Consider the following 14,257-nt stretch of genomic DNA (forward strand, 5'->3'; position numbering starts at 1 on the left):
GGACTCACTTCCGGTTCGCGCAGAAGGGGGCGTCGAAGGTTCCCGACAGAGCCGTCCTCGTTCCGTTGGACTTCTCCAGGACCTGGACATCGAAGGTTCCCACGAGCCGGTCCGTCGTGGCGGTCGTCAGCTGGATGCTCCCGCTGGTGGCCACCGCGAGCGTCTCCGTTCCTCCGTCCGTGAGACGCTGCTGGATCTGGACGAACCCGGGACCGGTATCGGTGCCGACCTCGAAGGTCCCTGTCGCGGGGGGGCCGAGGACCCAGACCGATGCGAAGCGGGACGGCGGAAGGACATAGCCGGCGTCCGCTGGGGTCGTGCAGAGCCCGGAGAAGTCACTGTCGGCCAGGACGGCAATCGAGAAAGCGGTTCCCCCGTCGGGGTTGCGCGGCAGGAGCTCGCCGGACCAGGTCACCGGGAAGGCCATGTCGCCCTGCAAGGACCCCACGCCCTCCGCCTGCTCCGACTTGGAGTCACAGGCAGGAAGGAAGAGCAATCCGATGACGGGCAGGAGGTTCAAGCGCATGAGGCGTCCTTGATGAGCGGGGCGGGTGTTCTGGGGAGCCTATGCGAGCAGTGGGAACGCGTTCCGGCCATTGTACCGGGGCCCGGGAGACGCCACGCAGCTAGGCCGCTGTCGCGACGATGAACAGCCGGGGGAAGGGCAGCAGGACCGTCCCGTCGGGCCGCGCAGGGTAGGCCCGGGCAATCCCTTCCTGGTATCGGCCGAGGAAGTCTGTCTTCTCTCCCGCGTCGAGCGGTTCGAGGAAGGGCCGGAGCCCCGAGCCCTTGAACCACTCCACCACCGCGCCAGCGCCTCCGGTCAGCGGGTGGAAGTAGGTCGTGCGCCAGACGTCGACCGTGGCTCCGGCGTCGCGCAGCACGCGGAAGTACCAGCCGGCATCATGGCGCTCCGTCCGGGCGCTCGCGGCTGCCTTCAGCTTGTCCGCCCAGGGCCCCGCGCTGGCGGTCTCCCGCATCAGCCGGTGGGACGGCTCCTCCAGGTTGTCCGGCATCTGCACCGCGAGGCTTCCACCCGGCGCCAGCTTGTGGAGGAGCGCGGGGAACCGCGTGCCGTGGTCCGGCACCCACTGCAGCACCGCGTTCGCCAGGATGACGTCGTAGGGGCCCGGGTCGCTCCAGGTCGCGATGTCTCCCAGGTCGAACCGCACGTCCGGCAGACGCTTGCGCGCCGCGGCGAGCATGTCCGGGGAGCTGTCCATTCCGGTGACGGCGGCGTTGGGGAAGCGGGCGCGCAGCAGCTCCGTGGAGTTGCCGGGACCGCAGCCGATGTCCGCCGCGCGCTTCACGTCGGCCGTGAGAATCCGCGCGAGCAGGTCCCGGATGGGGCGGTTCCGTTCGTCCTCGAATCGCGTGTACTGCGCCGCTGACCAATCCATGGGCGTCCCCTTTTTCTTGGGAACCTACCGCGTCATGGCGGTGTCATGGGTTGTCCATGTCTTGGCGGGCATGAGCCTGCCATTCTCGGATGGGTTAGCGTTCAACCATGCGCTTTTATCGTGCTTCCGCTGTCGTGTTGCTGATGGGGGTCCTCGCCTCGGGATGCAAACGGGACGCGGAGGTTCCTCCTCCCAAGGCCGCTGCCCCGGCTGAAACACCCGCGCCCTTCGTCCAGGCGGGTCTGGTGGCCCCCGCCACCGTCGCGGGACAACCGGACACGGGTGAGGTGGATCTCGCTGCGCTGCGTGACTCCGTGGCGGATCCGAAGGTGCTCTCCGAAGAGGAGGTCGCGGCGCTCTCGCGAACCGCCGCCCGCCCACCGGAGGACCCCGCGCGCGTGGCCGCACCCCCTCCGGCGAGCCCGCGCGCCCGCGAGGCCCCGGGGCTGGGGGAGGCGGAGCTGTTGGACGCCACGATGGGGGAGGAGATGGAGCGCCGCCAGCGGGATGCTCGCGCGGACCGTGCACGGCTCGCGGCCATGCCCGCCGCGCAGGCTTCCGCCGAGCCGGAAGCGGACGGGGTGGAGGGCGGTGTGGCCGGGGGCGTCATCGGAGGCGTCGTCGGAGGCCTGCTTGGAGCGCCGGCCCCTTCGGGTGCCGCACCGCCTTCGGAGGAGCGCCGCAATCAGATCATGCAGGGCATCAGGGGCTTCGGTAGCGGCGGCGGTGGCGCTGCTGCCCCTGGCTCCAGGGCCGGGCTGAAGCCCGCGAAGAAGCAGGCCGCCAAGGCTGAAGAAACCCCGAAGCCCGTGCTGCCCCGCGTGGAGGCCGCGCCTCGCGCCGCCAAGGTGCTGGTGATGGGGGATGACGGCCGCTACCAGCCCCTCAAGGCCCGCGCCGTGCGCGTCGTCACGTACATCCAGGGGGCCCGGGCGCGGACCGTGGTGGATCACCTCTTCGAGAACGACTCCGGCCGCAGCCTCGAAGGCACGTTCTATTACCCGCTGCCCGGCGGCGCGACGGTGGCGGGCTTCGCGCTGTACTCGGGGGCGGTGGCGGTGGACACGCCTTCGCTGTTCCAGTCGCCGGACCTGCTGCCTCCCTTGGGAGATGCGCCAGCGGAGCCGGAGCGGCTCTCGGCCTCCGCGCCGCCCTCGGTCCGTGGCGCGAAGCGCTCCTGGGGTGACATCCAGGAGGCCCGCGTCGTGGAGCAGAAGCGCGCGCGGGAGGTGTACGAGGACGTCGTGCGCCGCAACGTGGACCCCGCGCTGCTCGAATGGTCGGGCGCGTCCACCTTCAGCGCCCGGGTCTTCCCGCTGCCGCCGAAGTCCCTCAAGCGCGTTGTCATCGCGTATGAGCAGACGCTGCTCTTCGACGGGACCCACCTGCGCTACACGTGGCCGCTGCCTCCGGACGCGGGCAAGGAGTTGCGCGTCAGCGCCCGCGTCCACGTGGACCCCAACCTGGTCTCGCAAATCCTCGTGCAGCCGGAGGCGGTGGTTTTGAAGCGCAGCAAGCTGGACGCCTGGTGGGTCCAGGACATTCCCAACCTCTCCGGGGACGGCGCGCTGAGCGTGGCCCTGGCACCTCGGGAGAAGGACGCGGACGTGCTGGTGGGCTCGGACGACGCGGGCCTTCCGGGCCGCGCCTTCCACGCGCGGGTGCGGCTGCCGGAGCGGCTCACCTCTGGCGCGGAGGGGCCTCCCACGGGCCGCGCGGTGCTGGTGGTGGACACGTCGCTGTCCGCCGAGGACGGCAACGCCTGGGCCATCCAGGCGGCCACGCTGCGCGCCCTGCTGGAGAAGGACGCGACGTTGAAGGAGTACGCGGTGCTCCTCTTCGACGTGCGTCCGCGCTGGCTGCACGGGCCGGGCTTCCGCCCCAACGACGCGGCGAACCGCCAGGCCAGCTTCGCGGAGCTGGAGCGCGTCTTCCTGGAGGGCGCGTCCCATGTGGATGGCGCGTTGGACGAACTGGACCGGGCCGGGCGTGAATGGCTCAAGCCCTCCGCCGCGGGGGAGCGGGTGACGGCCTTCCTGCTCTCCGACGGCAACATCACGTGGGGGCAGAGCCGCGTGGACGCGCTCCTCTCCCGGCACCCGTGCGCGGAGTCCCTGCGCTGGGTGACGTACCGCTTCGGGGAGGCGGCGGTGAACACGGAGCTCTTCGACGCGCTGGCGCGCTCCAGTGGTGGGCGTGTCGTGACCGTCCTCTCCGCGGCGGAGGTGGATGCCGCGGCGAAGGCGCATCGCGCTGCGTCCGTGGTGCTGTCCCGCGTGTCGGTGGTGGGCGCGGACGTGAAGGACCTGGTGGTGGCGGGCCGGCCCCGGCTCGTCTTCCCCGGGCAGGAGCTCCAGGTCGCGGGGCGGCTGCCGGGCAAGGGCGAAGCGGCGCTGGAGGTGGTGACCCAGGCCGGCACCGGGCCCGAGCGCACCCTGAGCATTCCCCTGCATGGATACGGGGGCAGCGGGTTCGCGCCCCGGGCGTGGGCGGAGCTCTTCGTGTCCCAGTTGGTGTCCCTGGATGACGAGCGATTGGACCGGATGGTGGTGGCGCTCAGCCAGCACTACCGCCTGGCCAACGCCCGCGCGTCCATGCTCGTGCTGGAGTCCGAGGGTGACTACACGCGCTACGCCGTCCGCGACGAGCAGGTGGACCTGGCGAACCTGGAGTCGCTGCGTCGCAGGGAAGAGGACCAGCGCCGCGACAAGCTCCTGGGCATCGCGCTGGATGGCGTGCCCGCCGAAGGCCGCGCGGTGGTGGCCCAGCTCGCCGGGCAGAAGGGCCTGCCCGCGCTCCTGCGGCGCCAGCCGCTGAAGGACGCGCCCTACGCGGGCGGTGACGAGCGGCTCCAGGCCGAGCTGGCCTATCGCAAGGCTCGGCGGGAGAACCGCGACGACGTGATGATCTACGAGGCCGTGGCGCGCAGGCGTGCCTTCTCCGGGGACACCTGGGGCGCGGTGCGTGCGCTGTCGTCGCCCGTGGAGCTGCGGCCTCGCGACGCGGAGGCGCTGCGGCTGGTGGGGTACGGACTGCTGGCGCTGGGGCAGTACCCGGCGGCGGCGGAGCTCTTCGAGCACGTGCGCCTCAGCCGCCCCTTCGAGGCGCAGGCCTTCCTGGAGGAGGCGCTCGCGCTGGACGCGGCCGGGCGCTATTCGGAGGCCGCCCGGAACTACGAGATCGTCCTGGCGCGTCCCTGGAAGCGTCATGGCGACGAGCTGCGGACGGTGGCGGGCTTCCACTACGCCCGGATGCTCGCGGGGCTGGAGCGGCAGCCCCGGCTCGCGCAGGTGGCCTCCGTGCTCAAGGCGCGCCGCGCCGGGCTCAAGGGACCTTTGGGCGAGGGGATGTTCGCGGAGGCCCGGCCCATCGACTACCAGCTCACCACGCACTGGAACTCGGACAGCACGGACATCGACCTGTGGGTCATCGAGCCGGACGGGGAGAAGTGCTTCTACCAGCACAAGCAGACGTCGCTGGGCGGGCAGCTGTACTGGGACATCACGGATGGCCTGGGGCCGGAGCTGTACCACGCGCGCAAGGCGGCGCCGGGGCCGTACCACGTGCTGGTGCACTACTACGGCAACCGCTCGTCGCGGTACGTGGTGCCCACCGCGCTGCTGCTCGTGAGCGACCGGAACGTCTTCACGGCCGACGACGCGGCCCAGCGGCGCTTCCAGGTGCGCATCCTGCCCAACACGAACGCGCGTCTGTTGTTGCGGCGCGAGGAGCTGGTGGCGTCGAAGGACCGCGTGACGGCGCAACCCTCACCGTGACATCCGCTCGCGCGGCGTGCCCCATGCCGGGCACGCCGCCAGCGTTTCAGCTCACGCCATCACGGGCACTGCGAGATGCAGTAGGCGCGGTAGCTGTTGCAGTAGTAGGGGTCGCCGCCGCCAAAGTAACACTGGTAATACTTCTGGTCGCACGCGTCGGTACAGGCGCTGGGGACCGCCATCTCGACGACGCGCTGGGTCTCCTCGGGGCTCATGGGCTCCATCTCCTCGGCGCCGCCGCAGCCCGCAAGCAGTCCAACGGCCATCAGTCCGGCAATGATTGCCACTCGCATTCGCTTCTCCTGGTCTTTTGGGGGAATGGGTGCTGCCCCGCCAGGATAGCGCTGTCTTTCAATGCAGGACAATGGGCAGGCGTCTCCAGGAAAGCCACGCGGTCCCCGGAGACCCGTGGCGGACATTGTTTTCGAGCACCCGCTCGTGGCCGTTGTCGAAGCGATTGTTATCCTTCAGCGCCCTGCGAGAGGAAGGATGGAGACCCATGACGAAGACCCCCGCCACCCGGACCGGGCTGAGGGAGGACCTGCGGCGCTTGGGCCTGGAGGAGGGTGACCTGGTGATGGTCCATGCCGGCCTGCGGAGCCTGGGGCCCGTGCTGGGCGGGGTGAACACCGTGGTGCAGGCGCTGCAAGACGCGGTGGGCCGCCGGGGCACGCTCATGGCCTATCTGGACTGGGAGATGGGCGTGGAGCCGGAGGACTTCGAGGACGCGCGCCTGCGCGATGAAATCCCCACCTTCGACAAGCGCACCGCGCGGGCCGCCCGCGACCACGGCATCCTCGCGGAGACGCTCAGGACCTGGCCCGGCGCGGTCCGCAGCGACCATCCGGACGCGGGCATGGTCGCCATCGGGCCTCGGGCGGAGTGGCTCTGCGCGGACCACGCCTTCCAGTATGGCTATGGCCCACGCTCGCCGCTGGCCCGGCTGGTGGAGGCGGAGGGCAAGGTGCTGATGCTCGGGGCGCCGCTGGAGACGCTCACCCTGCTGCACCACGCGGAGCACCTGGCGGACCTCCCCGGCAAGCGCGTGGTCCGCTACCAGCGGCCGCTCCAAGTCGACGGCGAGCGGCGCTGGGTGGACTTCGAGGAGTTCGATACCAGCGAGCCGGTGACGGACGCCCTGCGCGCGTCCAGCGTGGACCCATTCACGCGCATTGGAGAGCAATGCCTCGCGGAGGGAATCGGCCGCTCCGGAAGCGTTGCCCGGGCCGTGTCGCATCTCTTCGACGCCCGGCGGCTGCTGCACCGGGGCGTCGCATGGTTGGAGGCGTACCCCAGGCTCAAGGACAGCCGGAGCTGACCTCGAGCGCGTCATAGGCCATCCAGCCGTTGCGGCGGGTGCCGGTGGCGGCGATGACATAGCCGTAGATGAACTTCATGGTGCCGGACTGCTGGCGGTAGCGCCCCGCGCTGTCCAGCACCCAGAGCGGGATGTCGATGGACGGTGCGCCCGAGTTCGTCGGCACGTCCAGGCGCTGGAACTTCGTGCCCGCGGGGAAGTGGTCCACCGCGACGCCGCCCAAGCCGAAGCCCGGCACGTTGAAGGTGAGGTTCGCCGAGCGCAGGCCGTTGGCCCGCACGAGCGGCAGGTAGTCCCCCGCGCGCTCGTTGGACGACGTCGTGTCGTAGACCACCTTCTTCACTTCGAGCGCCGGGTCGTGCCAGTTGCGCACGGCGTAGCACGCCATCTTGCTCAGCCCGGAGCTCAGCGCGGAGACGTGGCCGACCTTCTCTTGGAAGGAGGTGAGGCCCAGGATGGCGGACATGGGCAGCCAGCCGGAGCTGGAGTTGGACGTCGACGTCGCGAAGGCGTGCAGCTCACCCGCGAACGTGCGCGTCTGGCCGTAGTTGAAGAGGGAGCGCGTCCGCGTGGACGTGCCCACCACGGTCCCGTTGCCGTCGCGGATGGGCACGCCCGTGGTGATGCCCCAGGAGTCGTCATCGTCCGGGTCGTTGGTCTGCACGCGGTTGCCGCCAGAGGGCCGCAGCTTGCAGTTGTACGGGCTCTCCTCGCACACCGTCCCGTTCACGCCGGAGAAGGCCGCCTGCCGCGTGGTGGCCAGATCCTCCGCCGCGACCGTCTCACCCTCGAAGGCCTCGCCGCCGCACGCGACGGAGGCCAGCACCACCGTGCACAACACTGGCTTTCTGAAGTTCATGGTAAAAATGGAAGTCTGATTTTGCTGGTTTTGTCAAATGACGCGGCGGAGCCAATGCCGGGTGGGTGGCATGGCCGGAATGCGTCGCGCACGCGCAGTGCGTTCAGCGATTGTTCCGGGCAGGAAACGCCACGGCGTGGAGGTGCTCTGGCAGATGTTGTCGCTGCCAGTCGCGTTCCCGGGCGGTGGCTTCGGCGGCGTCCGAGACGTCGCCCACGCCATGGGCGGCGGCGGTGGCCGCGAAGGTAGCGGCCTGTGACGCGTGGCTGGCGGCGTGGACGGTAGCGGCGGCGTGTCCCGCGGCGCGGGCCGCGGCGCATGCGGCGGCGTGCGCGGCGGCATCCGAGGCAGCGGCGTGCGCGGCGATGGCCGCCGCATGCACATCGGTGATCAGCAGCTCTCCCCGTTGCCACGCCCGTGCCGCCTCGATGGCGTGGCGGGGGCGGTGGTCCTCCGGGAACTTCTGTTCGAAGCAGGGGAGGACCCGCTCGGCGCAGTCAGCGGCCCAACGGGCCAGGCACTCATGGTCGGACCTGTCGAGCTCCATGCTCAGCCCCTCCCGGCGTCACACTGCTTGCGTATTCACTGTCATTCCCGCCTCTCAGGTCAATGTGTGGCTCGACTGCCTTCATGTGTAAGGGGAAGACCGCGCCGGAGCCGTGAGCCTTCAGCGCTCCGGCTCCTCGCCTTCGTTCAGGAGGCCGTGCTTGCGGAGCTTGTCGTGCAGCGTCGCGCGGCCGATGCCCAGCGCCTTCGCGGCCTCCGTGCGCTGGCCCTTGGACGCCGCGAGCGCCGCGAGGATGAGCTCGCGCTCGTGCGCATCCAGCTTCTCGCGCAAGGTGGTGCCGGTGTGGGCCGGAGCCTGGTGCGTGGGCGCGCTGGTGCCTCCGGGCAACAGCTCCAGGTCCAGGGTCCCGTCGGCGGACAGCACCACGGCGCTCTCCAGGGCGTTCTCCAACTCACGGACGTTGCCGGGCCAGGGGTGGGCCGTGAGGCGCTCCAGGAGGGCGGGCGTCAGGGGCACCGGTGGCATGTGGAAGCGCTCGGTGTGGCGGGCGAGGAAGTGCCTCGCGAGCGCGGCGATGTCCTCCGGGCGGCTTCGCAGCGGGGGCACCTGGAGCGTCACGACCTTGAGGCGGTAGTAGAGGTCCTCGCGGAAGCGGCCCTCCGCCACGCGCTGGGGCAGGTCGCGGTGGGTGGCGGCCAGGACGCGGACGTCCACCGGGAAGGAGCGGTCCTCGCCCACGGGCCGCACCTCGCCCTCCTGCAAGACGCGCAGGAGCTTCGCCTGGAGGGGCAGCGCGAGCTCTCCCACTTCGTCCAGGAGCAGCGTGCCTCCGGAGGCCTCGCGGAAGAGGCCGGGCCGGGCTCGCACGGCACCGGTGAACGCGCCTCTCGAATGGCCGAAGAGCTCCGCCTCCGCGAGTTCCGGCGTGAGGGCGGCACAGTTGAAACGCACGTAGGGCTTGTCCGCTCGCGGGGAGGCGCGCACCAAGGCCTCTGCGACGCGCTCCTTGCCGGTGCCGCTCTCTCCTGTGATCAGCACGGTGACGTCGCGAGGGCCTACGCGTTGGATCAGCAGGGCCAGCCGCGCCATCGACGGTGACACGAAGACCAGCGAGCGCAGCAGGTTCACCTCGCCGGACAGCCGCTCGTTCTCCGCCTCCAGGCGGACCCTCCCGAGCGCCCGGCGCACCACGGCCAGCACGTCGTCCACGTCGAAGGGTTTGCGGAAGTAGTCCAGCGCGCCCAGCTTCATCGCCTCCACGGCGTGACGTTCCGAGCCATGCGCGGTGATGAGGATGACGCGGGGCGCATGCGGACGCGCGGCGACGCGGCGGAGCAGTTCCATGCCATCCATACGCGGCATGCGCAGGTCGCTGAGCACCAGATCCACGGGCGGCTCGGAGTCCAGCCGCGCGAGCGCGGCCTCGCCGTCCACGGCTTCCTCCACGGTGAGCCCGTCATCCTCCAGCAAGCCGCGCAGCGTGTAGCGCACGCCCGCGTCGTCATCCGCTACCAGCACGCGGGCCTTCATGGCAGGGCCTCCTTTCGCGGTGATTGCGCGGCCGGGAGGCTCAGCTCCGCCACGCAGCCTCCGCCCTCACGGGCGCGCAGGTTCAACTCTCCGCCGTGCTGGCGCATCAGCGCTCGCGACAGGGCCAGGCCCAGGCCGGAGCCGTGGGGCTTCGTGGTGATGCCCGGCTCGAAGACGCGCTCACGCACCTCATCCGCGAGCCCGGGACCCCGGTCCCGTACCTCCACCCGGCCGCCACCTTCCCGTGACGTCCATGCCTGGAGCTCCACGGTTGTTCCCCGAGGCGCGGCGTCCAGCGCGTTCTGCACCACGTCGATCAACACCTGCCGCACCTTGCGCGCGTCGCACCACGCCTCCACCGGCGGCCCCTCCGCGACCCTGAGCCCCACGCCCCGCTCTCCCGCCATGCCCTCGTGCAACTCCGCCACCTGCCGGCACAGGCCATCCAGCGGCACGTGGGCTTCATTGAGCGGGAGCAACGGCCGGGAGAAGTTGAGGAACCCTTCGAGGATCTCCTGCATCCGGTCCACCTCCCGGCGCAGCACCGCGAGCCGCTCCGCGGGCCGGCCCTCCACCTCGCGGGCAATCATCGCGGCCAGGCCCTTCACGCTCGCCAGCGGGTTCTTCAATTCGTGGGCAATCTCTCCCGACAGCGTGGTGAGCGAGCGCACCCGTTCCTCATGGGCGTTCAGTGCTTCATCCCGTGCATCCAGCGCCGTTCGCACCATGCCCCGGAACGTGCGCCGCAGGTTCGTGCCGACGAAGTTCGTCCACAGGACGAGGAACCCCGTCACCGCGAGCATCGTCAGGAGCAGCGCGGTGTTGTGCCCCGCGCGCGGGCCTCCACCGAAGAGCGGGGGCACCAGGTCCTCCACCGTGCCCGTCAGCGTCACCGCCGCCTGCACGCCCACCAGCGCGAGCAGGTAGCCCGCCCACCTGCGGGCCCGCGCGGGCGTGAAGAGGATGGCCGTGGCCAGGGACACCGGCAGCACCAGGGGAATGAGCGGACTCTCCAGTCCTCCCAGTGACAGGTTCACCACCGTGAACAGGGGGAACGCCACCAGCGGCAACATCCTGCCCGACTCATGCGTCACCACCGGCTGACGCCGCCACGCCGTGACGACCCCCAGCCCCACCACCACGAGCGCCAACGCGAGCGCCACGCACCACCGGCGCCACACCGCCGTGTCTCCAATGAGCCCCAGCGAACCCATCACCACCGGCAGGGGACTCAGGACCGTCAGCACCCGCGTCACCTGGCGGAACAGCCGCGAGAACGCCTCGCGTTGAACCTGCTCGATTCCGGCGGTCGTGGGCTGGGTTGGGGAATGCAAGGCGCGTCCTCCTGGACCGTGGGCGCTACCCTATGCCCAAGCAAGGCGGATGCCCCAGCCCGCGTGCCCCGGGGCTCCTTCCTCCATGCGCTCTTCGTGTCCGGGGACCCGGCGCCGGGCGTCGGAAATCCGAACAGGGAAGGCCCTGCCCCCGGGGGCTCCCCTGGCGTTCAGTGCTGGCACGTCCAGTGCTCAAGGTGACGCCAGGACACGGGTTGAGGACCTGCCCGTGAGCCGGACGCGGACCCCCGGGCCGGGCAGGCGTAGCGTGGCCACGCCGCGCTCGGGGGGCGCTCCCATCGCGGCGAGGCCGCGCCAGGAGGCACGGGTGTCGGGACCGGGCAGCAAGAGGAAGCACTCGAAGCGGGGCATCGTCGCGGGGGCGGTGCTCGTCGCCGTCATCATCAGCGGCATCCTGTGGCTGCGGCGGCCGGCCCCGGAGCCGCCGCCGCGCTTCACCGGCTACGTCGTCAGCGACAACGTCTATCTGTCCTCGCCGGTGGCCGGCATGGTGGCGTCCGTGGCGGTGGTGCGCGGACAGCGCGTGGAGGTGGGCACGCCGCTGTTCCGCATGGAGCCCACGTCGCTGACGGCGCGGGCCGACCAGGCGCGGGCGCAGGTGGGGCAGATTGAAGCGCAGTTGCTCGCGCGCCAGTCGGACGTGGCCCGGGCGCGTGCCTCGCTCGCCGCGGCGCAGGCGGAGGCGGACCGCGCGGACGCGGAGCTGGCCCGGCTGGTCGCCGTCCAGAAGGCCATGGAGGGCGCGGTGACGCCCCAGCAGTTGGACCTGCTGCGCGCCACGGCGACGCGCGCCCATGCCCAGCGCGACGCGGCCCGCACGGACGTGGCGGCGGCGGGCGCGCAGTTGGAGGTTGTCCGCGCCCAGCTCGCCAGCGGACGCGCGGGTGTCACCGCCGCGGAGCAACAGGTCGTGGAGCTGGCGCCCGTGTCCCCCGTGGTGGGCCGCGTGGAGGACGTCCTCTTCCAGCAGGGCGAGTGGGCCATGCCCAACGCCCCCGTCGTCAGCATCATCCCGGACGCGAAGCTGAAGGTGCGCTTCTACGTGCCGCAGGGGAGGGTGGCGTCCTTCCCGCCGGGCACCGACGTGGCCATCGCGTGCGATGGCTGCGACACCGGGATGACCGCCCGCGTGGACTTCGTCGCTTCACGGCCGGAGTACACGCCGCCCATCATCTACAGCCTGGAGACGCGGCAGAAGCTGGTGTTCCTGCTGGAGGCGGTGCCCTCCGCGCCCACGCGCCTGTTGCCCGGGCAGCCCATCGACGTGACGCCGCTGACGCAGGCGCCCGTGCAGGTGGACCGATGAACGGGCGGGCCATCGACGTGCGCGGGCTCAACAAGTCCTTTGGCGACCGGCACGTCGTGCGGGACGTCTCCATCGCCGTGGACGCCGGACGCATCACCGGCTTCCTGGGCCCCAACGGCTCCGGCAAGACGACGACGCTGCGGCTCCTGTGCGGACTGCTCACGCCCGACAGCGGCGAGGGCACCGTGCTGGGCCTGGACTTCCGCGCCCGGGGTGACGCCATCAAGCGCCAGACGGGCTACATGACGCAGAAGTTCTCCCTCTACGAGGACATGACGCTGGAGGAGAACCTGGCCTTCGTCGCGCGCGTCCACGGCCTGGACCAGCGGCGTGAACGGGTGGGGGACACGCTCCACCGGCTGGGCCTCTTCGACCGGCGGAATCAACTCGCGGGCGCGCTCTCCGGTGGCTGGAAGCAGCGCCTGGCCCTGGCCGCCGCGACGCTGCACGAGCCCCGCCTGCTGCTGCTGGACGAGCCCACCGCGGGCGTGGACCCCAAGGCCCGCCGTGAGTTCTGGGACGAAATCCACACGCTCGCCGCGGGCGGGCTCACGGTGCTGGTGTCCACGCACTACATGGACGAGGCGGAGCGCTGCCACGACATCGGGTACATCCTGTATGGGCGCCTCATCGCGCGGGGCACGGCGGACGCGCTCATCCGCGACTCCGGGCTGGTGACGTTCCTGGGCGAGGGGCCCGGCATCGACCGCGCGGCGCACCTGCTGGCCCAGGCGGACGGCGTGCTCAGCGCCTCCGCGTTCGGCGCCGCCGTGCACGTCAGCGGCCTGAAACGCGAAGCCCTGGAGGCCGCGCTCGGCCCCTGGCGCAAGGAGCCCTACCGGTGGAGCGAGGTGACGCCCTCCCTGGAGGACGTCTTCATCCAGCTCATGGGTCGCGAACGCGACGAACGGTATTCGTCATGACGGGCTCGCTTCCGCGCATCCTGGCCGTGCTGCTCAAGGAGTTCACGCAGCTGCGGCGCGACCGCATCACCTACGCGATGATCCTCCTCATGCCGGTGATGCAGTTGCTCATCTTCGGCTACGCCATCAACATGGACCCCCGGCACCTGCCCGCCGCGGTGCTGTCCCACGACACCAGCACCGTGGCGAACTCCGTCGTCGCGGCGCTGGAGCGCACCGGCTACGTGGACGTGCGCTACCTGCCGCGCTCCGACGAGGAGTTGGATCAGCTCATCCGCCGGGGACAGGTCATGCTCGGCATCACCATCCCTCCGGACTTCACCCGGCGGGTGCTCAAGGGGGAGCGCGCGCAGATCCTCGCGGAGGCGGACGCGTCCGACCCGCAGGCCGCGGCGGGGGCGCTCGCCGCGGTGAGCGTGCTGCCCTCGGAGGCGCTGCGGAACGAACGGCTGGGTCTGGGCCCGCCCCGGTCCACCGCGCCCCCCTTCGAGGTGGTGGTGCACCGGCGCTACAACCCGGAGAGCCGCTCGCCGGTCCACATCGTGCCGGGCCTCCTGGGCATCATCCTGTCCATGACGCTGGTGATGATGACCGCCATGGCCGTCACCCGTGAGCGCGAGCGCGGCACCATGGAGACGCTGCTGTCCACGCCCGCCACCCCGGCGGAGATCATGGTGGGCAAGCTCACGCCCTACGTCGTCGTGGGGCTGGTGCAGACCGTCGTCGTGCTGGGCATGGCGCGGGGGTTGTTCTCGGTGCCCATGGCGCGCACGCCCGCGGGATGGCTGGCCCTGGCGTGCGGCATCGTGCTGTTCATCGTGGGCAACCTGTCCCTGGGCTACCTCATCTCCACCGTGGCGCGCAGCCAGCTGCAGGCGATGCAGATGTCCATGTTCTACATGCTGCCGTCCATCTTCCTCTCCGGCTTCGCCTTCCCCTTCCTGGGCCTGCCGCCGTGGGCGCGGGTGCTGGGCGAGATCATCCCCGTCACCCACTTCCTGCGCATCGTCCGGGGCGCGCTGCTCAAGGATCAGGTGCTCGCGGACATGGGGAACGACCTGCTCGCGTTGGGTTTGTTCGTGCTCGCCGTGGCCGGTGCGGCACTCGCGAGGTCACGCACGACGTTGGATTGATTGACGCCACACGTCGAGCATGACGCAGCCGCGAAAGTGGGGGGCCTGGACGGACGGACGATCCAAACGGACCGCTGTTTGCAACCTTACTTCCGCACCGGAGCCACGTTTCATGTGGTTTCACGTGGTTTCGCGGGGGGTCGGCCCCG

The 14,257-nt window shown here is 70.9% G+C and carries 12 protein-coding genes; 5 read left to right on the forward strand and 7 right to left on the reverse strand.

Annotation, left to right across the window (positions count from 1 at the left end; genetic code table 11):
• Nucleotides 1-4: 4 nt before the first annotated feature.
• Both JYJ93_RS13585 and tam read right to left on the reverse strand, forming a co-directional pair.
• Nucleotides 5-526 (reverse strand): hypothetical protein, encoded by a 522-nt coding sequence (locus JYJ93_RS13585; RefSeq protein ID WP_206790812.1) that lies wholly within the window; start codon nucleotides 524-526, stop codon nucleotides 5-7.
• Between the two features lie 100 nt (nucleotides 527-626).
• A complete protein-coding gene (tam, locus tag JYJ93_RS13590; protein ID WP_206790813.1) occupies nucleotides 627-1,400 on the reverse strand; it encodes a trans-aconitate 2-methyltransferase in 774 nt (257 codons plus the stop codon).
• 245 nt (nucleotides 1,401-1,645) lie between these two features.
• On the opposite strand from tam, the gene JYJ93_RS13595 reads away from it, so the two are divergent.
• A complete protein-coding gene (locus JYJ93_RS13595; protein ID WP_269012788.1) occupies nucleotides 1,646-5,176 on the forward strand; it encodes a VIT domain-containing protein in 3,531 nt (1,176 codons plus the stop codon).
• A 59-nt stretch (nucleotides 5,177-5,235) separates the two neighbouring features.
• Here the strand turns inward: JYJ93_RS13595 and JYJ93_RS13600 are convergent, their stop codons facing one another.
• Nucleotides 5,236-5,469 carry a hypothetical protein gene (locus JYJ93_RS13600; protein WP_206790818.1) on the reverse strand — a complete coding sequence of 78 codons (234 nt, stop codon included), beginning with the start codon at nucleotides 5,467-5,469 and terminating at the stop codon, nucleotides 5,236-5,238.
• Between the two features lie 206 nt (nucleotides 5,470-5,675).
• Between JYJ93_RS13600 and aac(3) the strand changes: the two genes are divergently transcribed.
• Nucleotides 5,676-6,494, forward strand: coding sequence for an aminoglycoside 3-N-acetyltransferase (gene aac(3), locus JYJ93_RS13605; protein WP_206790820.1), 819 nt, complete (start codon nucleotides 5,676-5,678; stop codon nucleotides 6,492-6,494).
• Here the strand turns inward: aac(3) and JYJ93_RS13610 are convergent.
• The 4 genes from JYJ93_RS13610 to JYJ93_RS13625 all read right to left on the reverse strand — a co-directional run bounded on the left by JYJ93_RS13610 (nucleotide 6,475) and on the right by JYJ93_RS13625 (nucleotide 10,725).
• Entirely contained in the window at nucleotides 6,475-7,353 is an 879-nt protein-coding gene (locus tag JYJ93_RS13610; protein ID WP_206790822.1) for a hypothetical protein, read from the reverse strand. The two genes, aac(3) and JYJ93_RS13610, sit on opposite strands and share 20 nt — an antisense overlap.
• A gap of 103 nt (nucleotides 7,354-7,456) precedes the next feature.
• Entirely contained in the window at nucleotides 7,457-7,900 is a 444-nt protein-coding gene (locus tag JYJ93_RS13615; RefSeq protein ID WP_206790824.1) for a putative immunity protein, read from the reverse strand.
• A 120-nt stretch (nucleotides 7,901-8,020) separates the two neighbouring features.
• The gene (locus JYJ93_RS13620) at nucleotides 8,021-9,391 is read right to left on the reverse strand and encodes a sigma-54 dependent transcriptional regulator (protein ID WP_206790826.1); all 1,371 of its coding nucleotides are present in this window, start codon (nucleotides 9,389-9,391) and stop codon (nucleotides 8,021-8,023) included.
• Complete coding sequence (locus tag JYJ93_RS13625; protein ID WP_206790828.1) at nucleotides 9,388-10,725, reverse strand: HAMP domain-containing sensor histidine kinase; 1,338 nt, start codon at nucleotides 10,723-10,725, stop codon at nucleotides 9,388-9,390. The genes JYJ93_RS13620 and JYJ93_RS13625 overlap by 4 nt, the downstream gene beginning before the upstream one ends.
• A 328-nt stretch (nucleotides 10,726-11,053) precedes the next feature.
• Here JYJ93_RS13625 and JYJ93_RS13630 point away from each other — a divergent pair, with 328 nt between their 5' ends.
• Genes JYJ93_RS13630 through JYJ93_RS13640 form a run of 3 tightly spaced genes read left to right on the forward strand, consistent with a single transcriptional unit; the run spans nucleotide 11,054 to nucleotide 14,108 of the window.
• Nucleotides 11,054-12,052, forward strand: coding sequence for an HlyD family efflux transporter periplasmic adaptor subunit (locus JYJ93_RS13630; protein WP_206790830.1), 999 nt, complete (start codon nucleotides 11,054-11,056; stop codon nucleotides 12,050-12,052).
• Nucleotides 12,049-12,975 (forward strand): ABC transporter ATP-binding protein, encoded by a 927-nt coding sequence (locus JYJ93_RS13635; RefSeq protein WP_206790832.1) that lies wholly within the window; start codon nucleotides 12,049-12,051, stop codon nucleotides 12,973-12,975. Before JYJ93_RS13630 ends, JYJ93_RS13635 begins: the two co-directional genes overlap by 4 nt.
• Nucleotides 12,972-14,108 carry an ABC transporter permease gene (locus JYJ93_RS13640; RefSeq protein WP_206790834.1) on the forward strand — a complete coding sequence of 379 codons (1,137 nt, stop codon included), beginning with the start codon at nucleotides 12,972-12,974 and terminating at the stop codon, nucleotides 14,106-14,108. Before JYJ93_RS13635 ends, JYJ93_RS13640 begins: the two co-directional genes overlap by 4 nt.
• The last annotated feature ends 149 nt before the right edge of the window (nucleotides 14,109-14,257 follow it).

Source organism: Corallococcus sp. NCSPR001, from assembly GCF_017309135.1.
Lineage (GTDB): Bacteria > Myxococcota > Myxococcia > Myxococcales > Myxococcaceae > Corallococcus.

What these genes read in the sequence shown, in the direction of transcription:
- tam (WP_206790813.1), bottom strand. Translation starts at nt 1,400, where the DNA reads ATGGATTGGTCAGCGGCGCAGTACACGCGATTCGAGGACGAACGGAAC.
- JYJ93_RS13640 (WP_206790834.1), top strand. Translation starts at nt 12,972, where the DNA reads ATGACGGGCTCGCTTCCGCGCATCCTGGCCGTGCTGCTCAAGGAGTTC.
- JYJ93_RS13635 (WP_206790832.1), top strand. Translation starts at nt 12,049, where the DNA reads ATGAACGGGCGGGCCATCGACGTGCGCGGGCTCAACAAGTCCTTTGGC.
- JYJ93_RS13600 (WP_206790818.1), bottom strand. Translation starts at nt 5,469, where the DNA reads ATGCGAGTGGCAATCATTGCCGGACTGATGGCCGTTGGACTGCTTGCG.
- JYJ93_RS13620 (WP_206790826.1), bottom strand. Translation starts at nt 9,391, where the DNA reads ATGAAGGCCCGCGTGCTGGTAGCGGATGACGACGCGGGCGTGCGCTAC.
- JYJ93_RS13610 (WP_206790822.1), bottom strand. Translation starts at nt 7,353, where the DNA reads ATGAACTTCAGAAAGCCAGTGTTGTGCACGGTGGTGCTGGCCTCCGTC.
- JYJ93_RS13615 (WP_206790824.1), bottom strand. Translation starts at nt 7,900, where the DNA reads ATGGAGCTCGACAGGTCCGACCATGAGTGCCTGGCCCGTTGGGCCGCT.
- JYJ93_RS13585 (WP_206790812.1), bottom strand. Translation starts at nt 526, where the DNA reads ATGCGCTTGAACCTCCTGCCCGTCATCGGATTGCTCTTCCTTCCTGCC.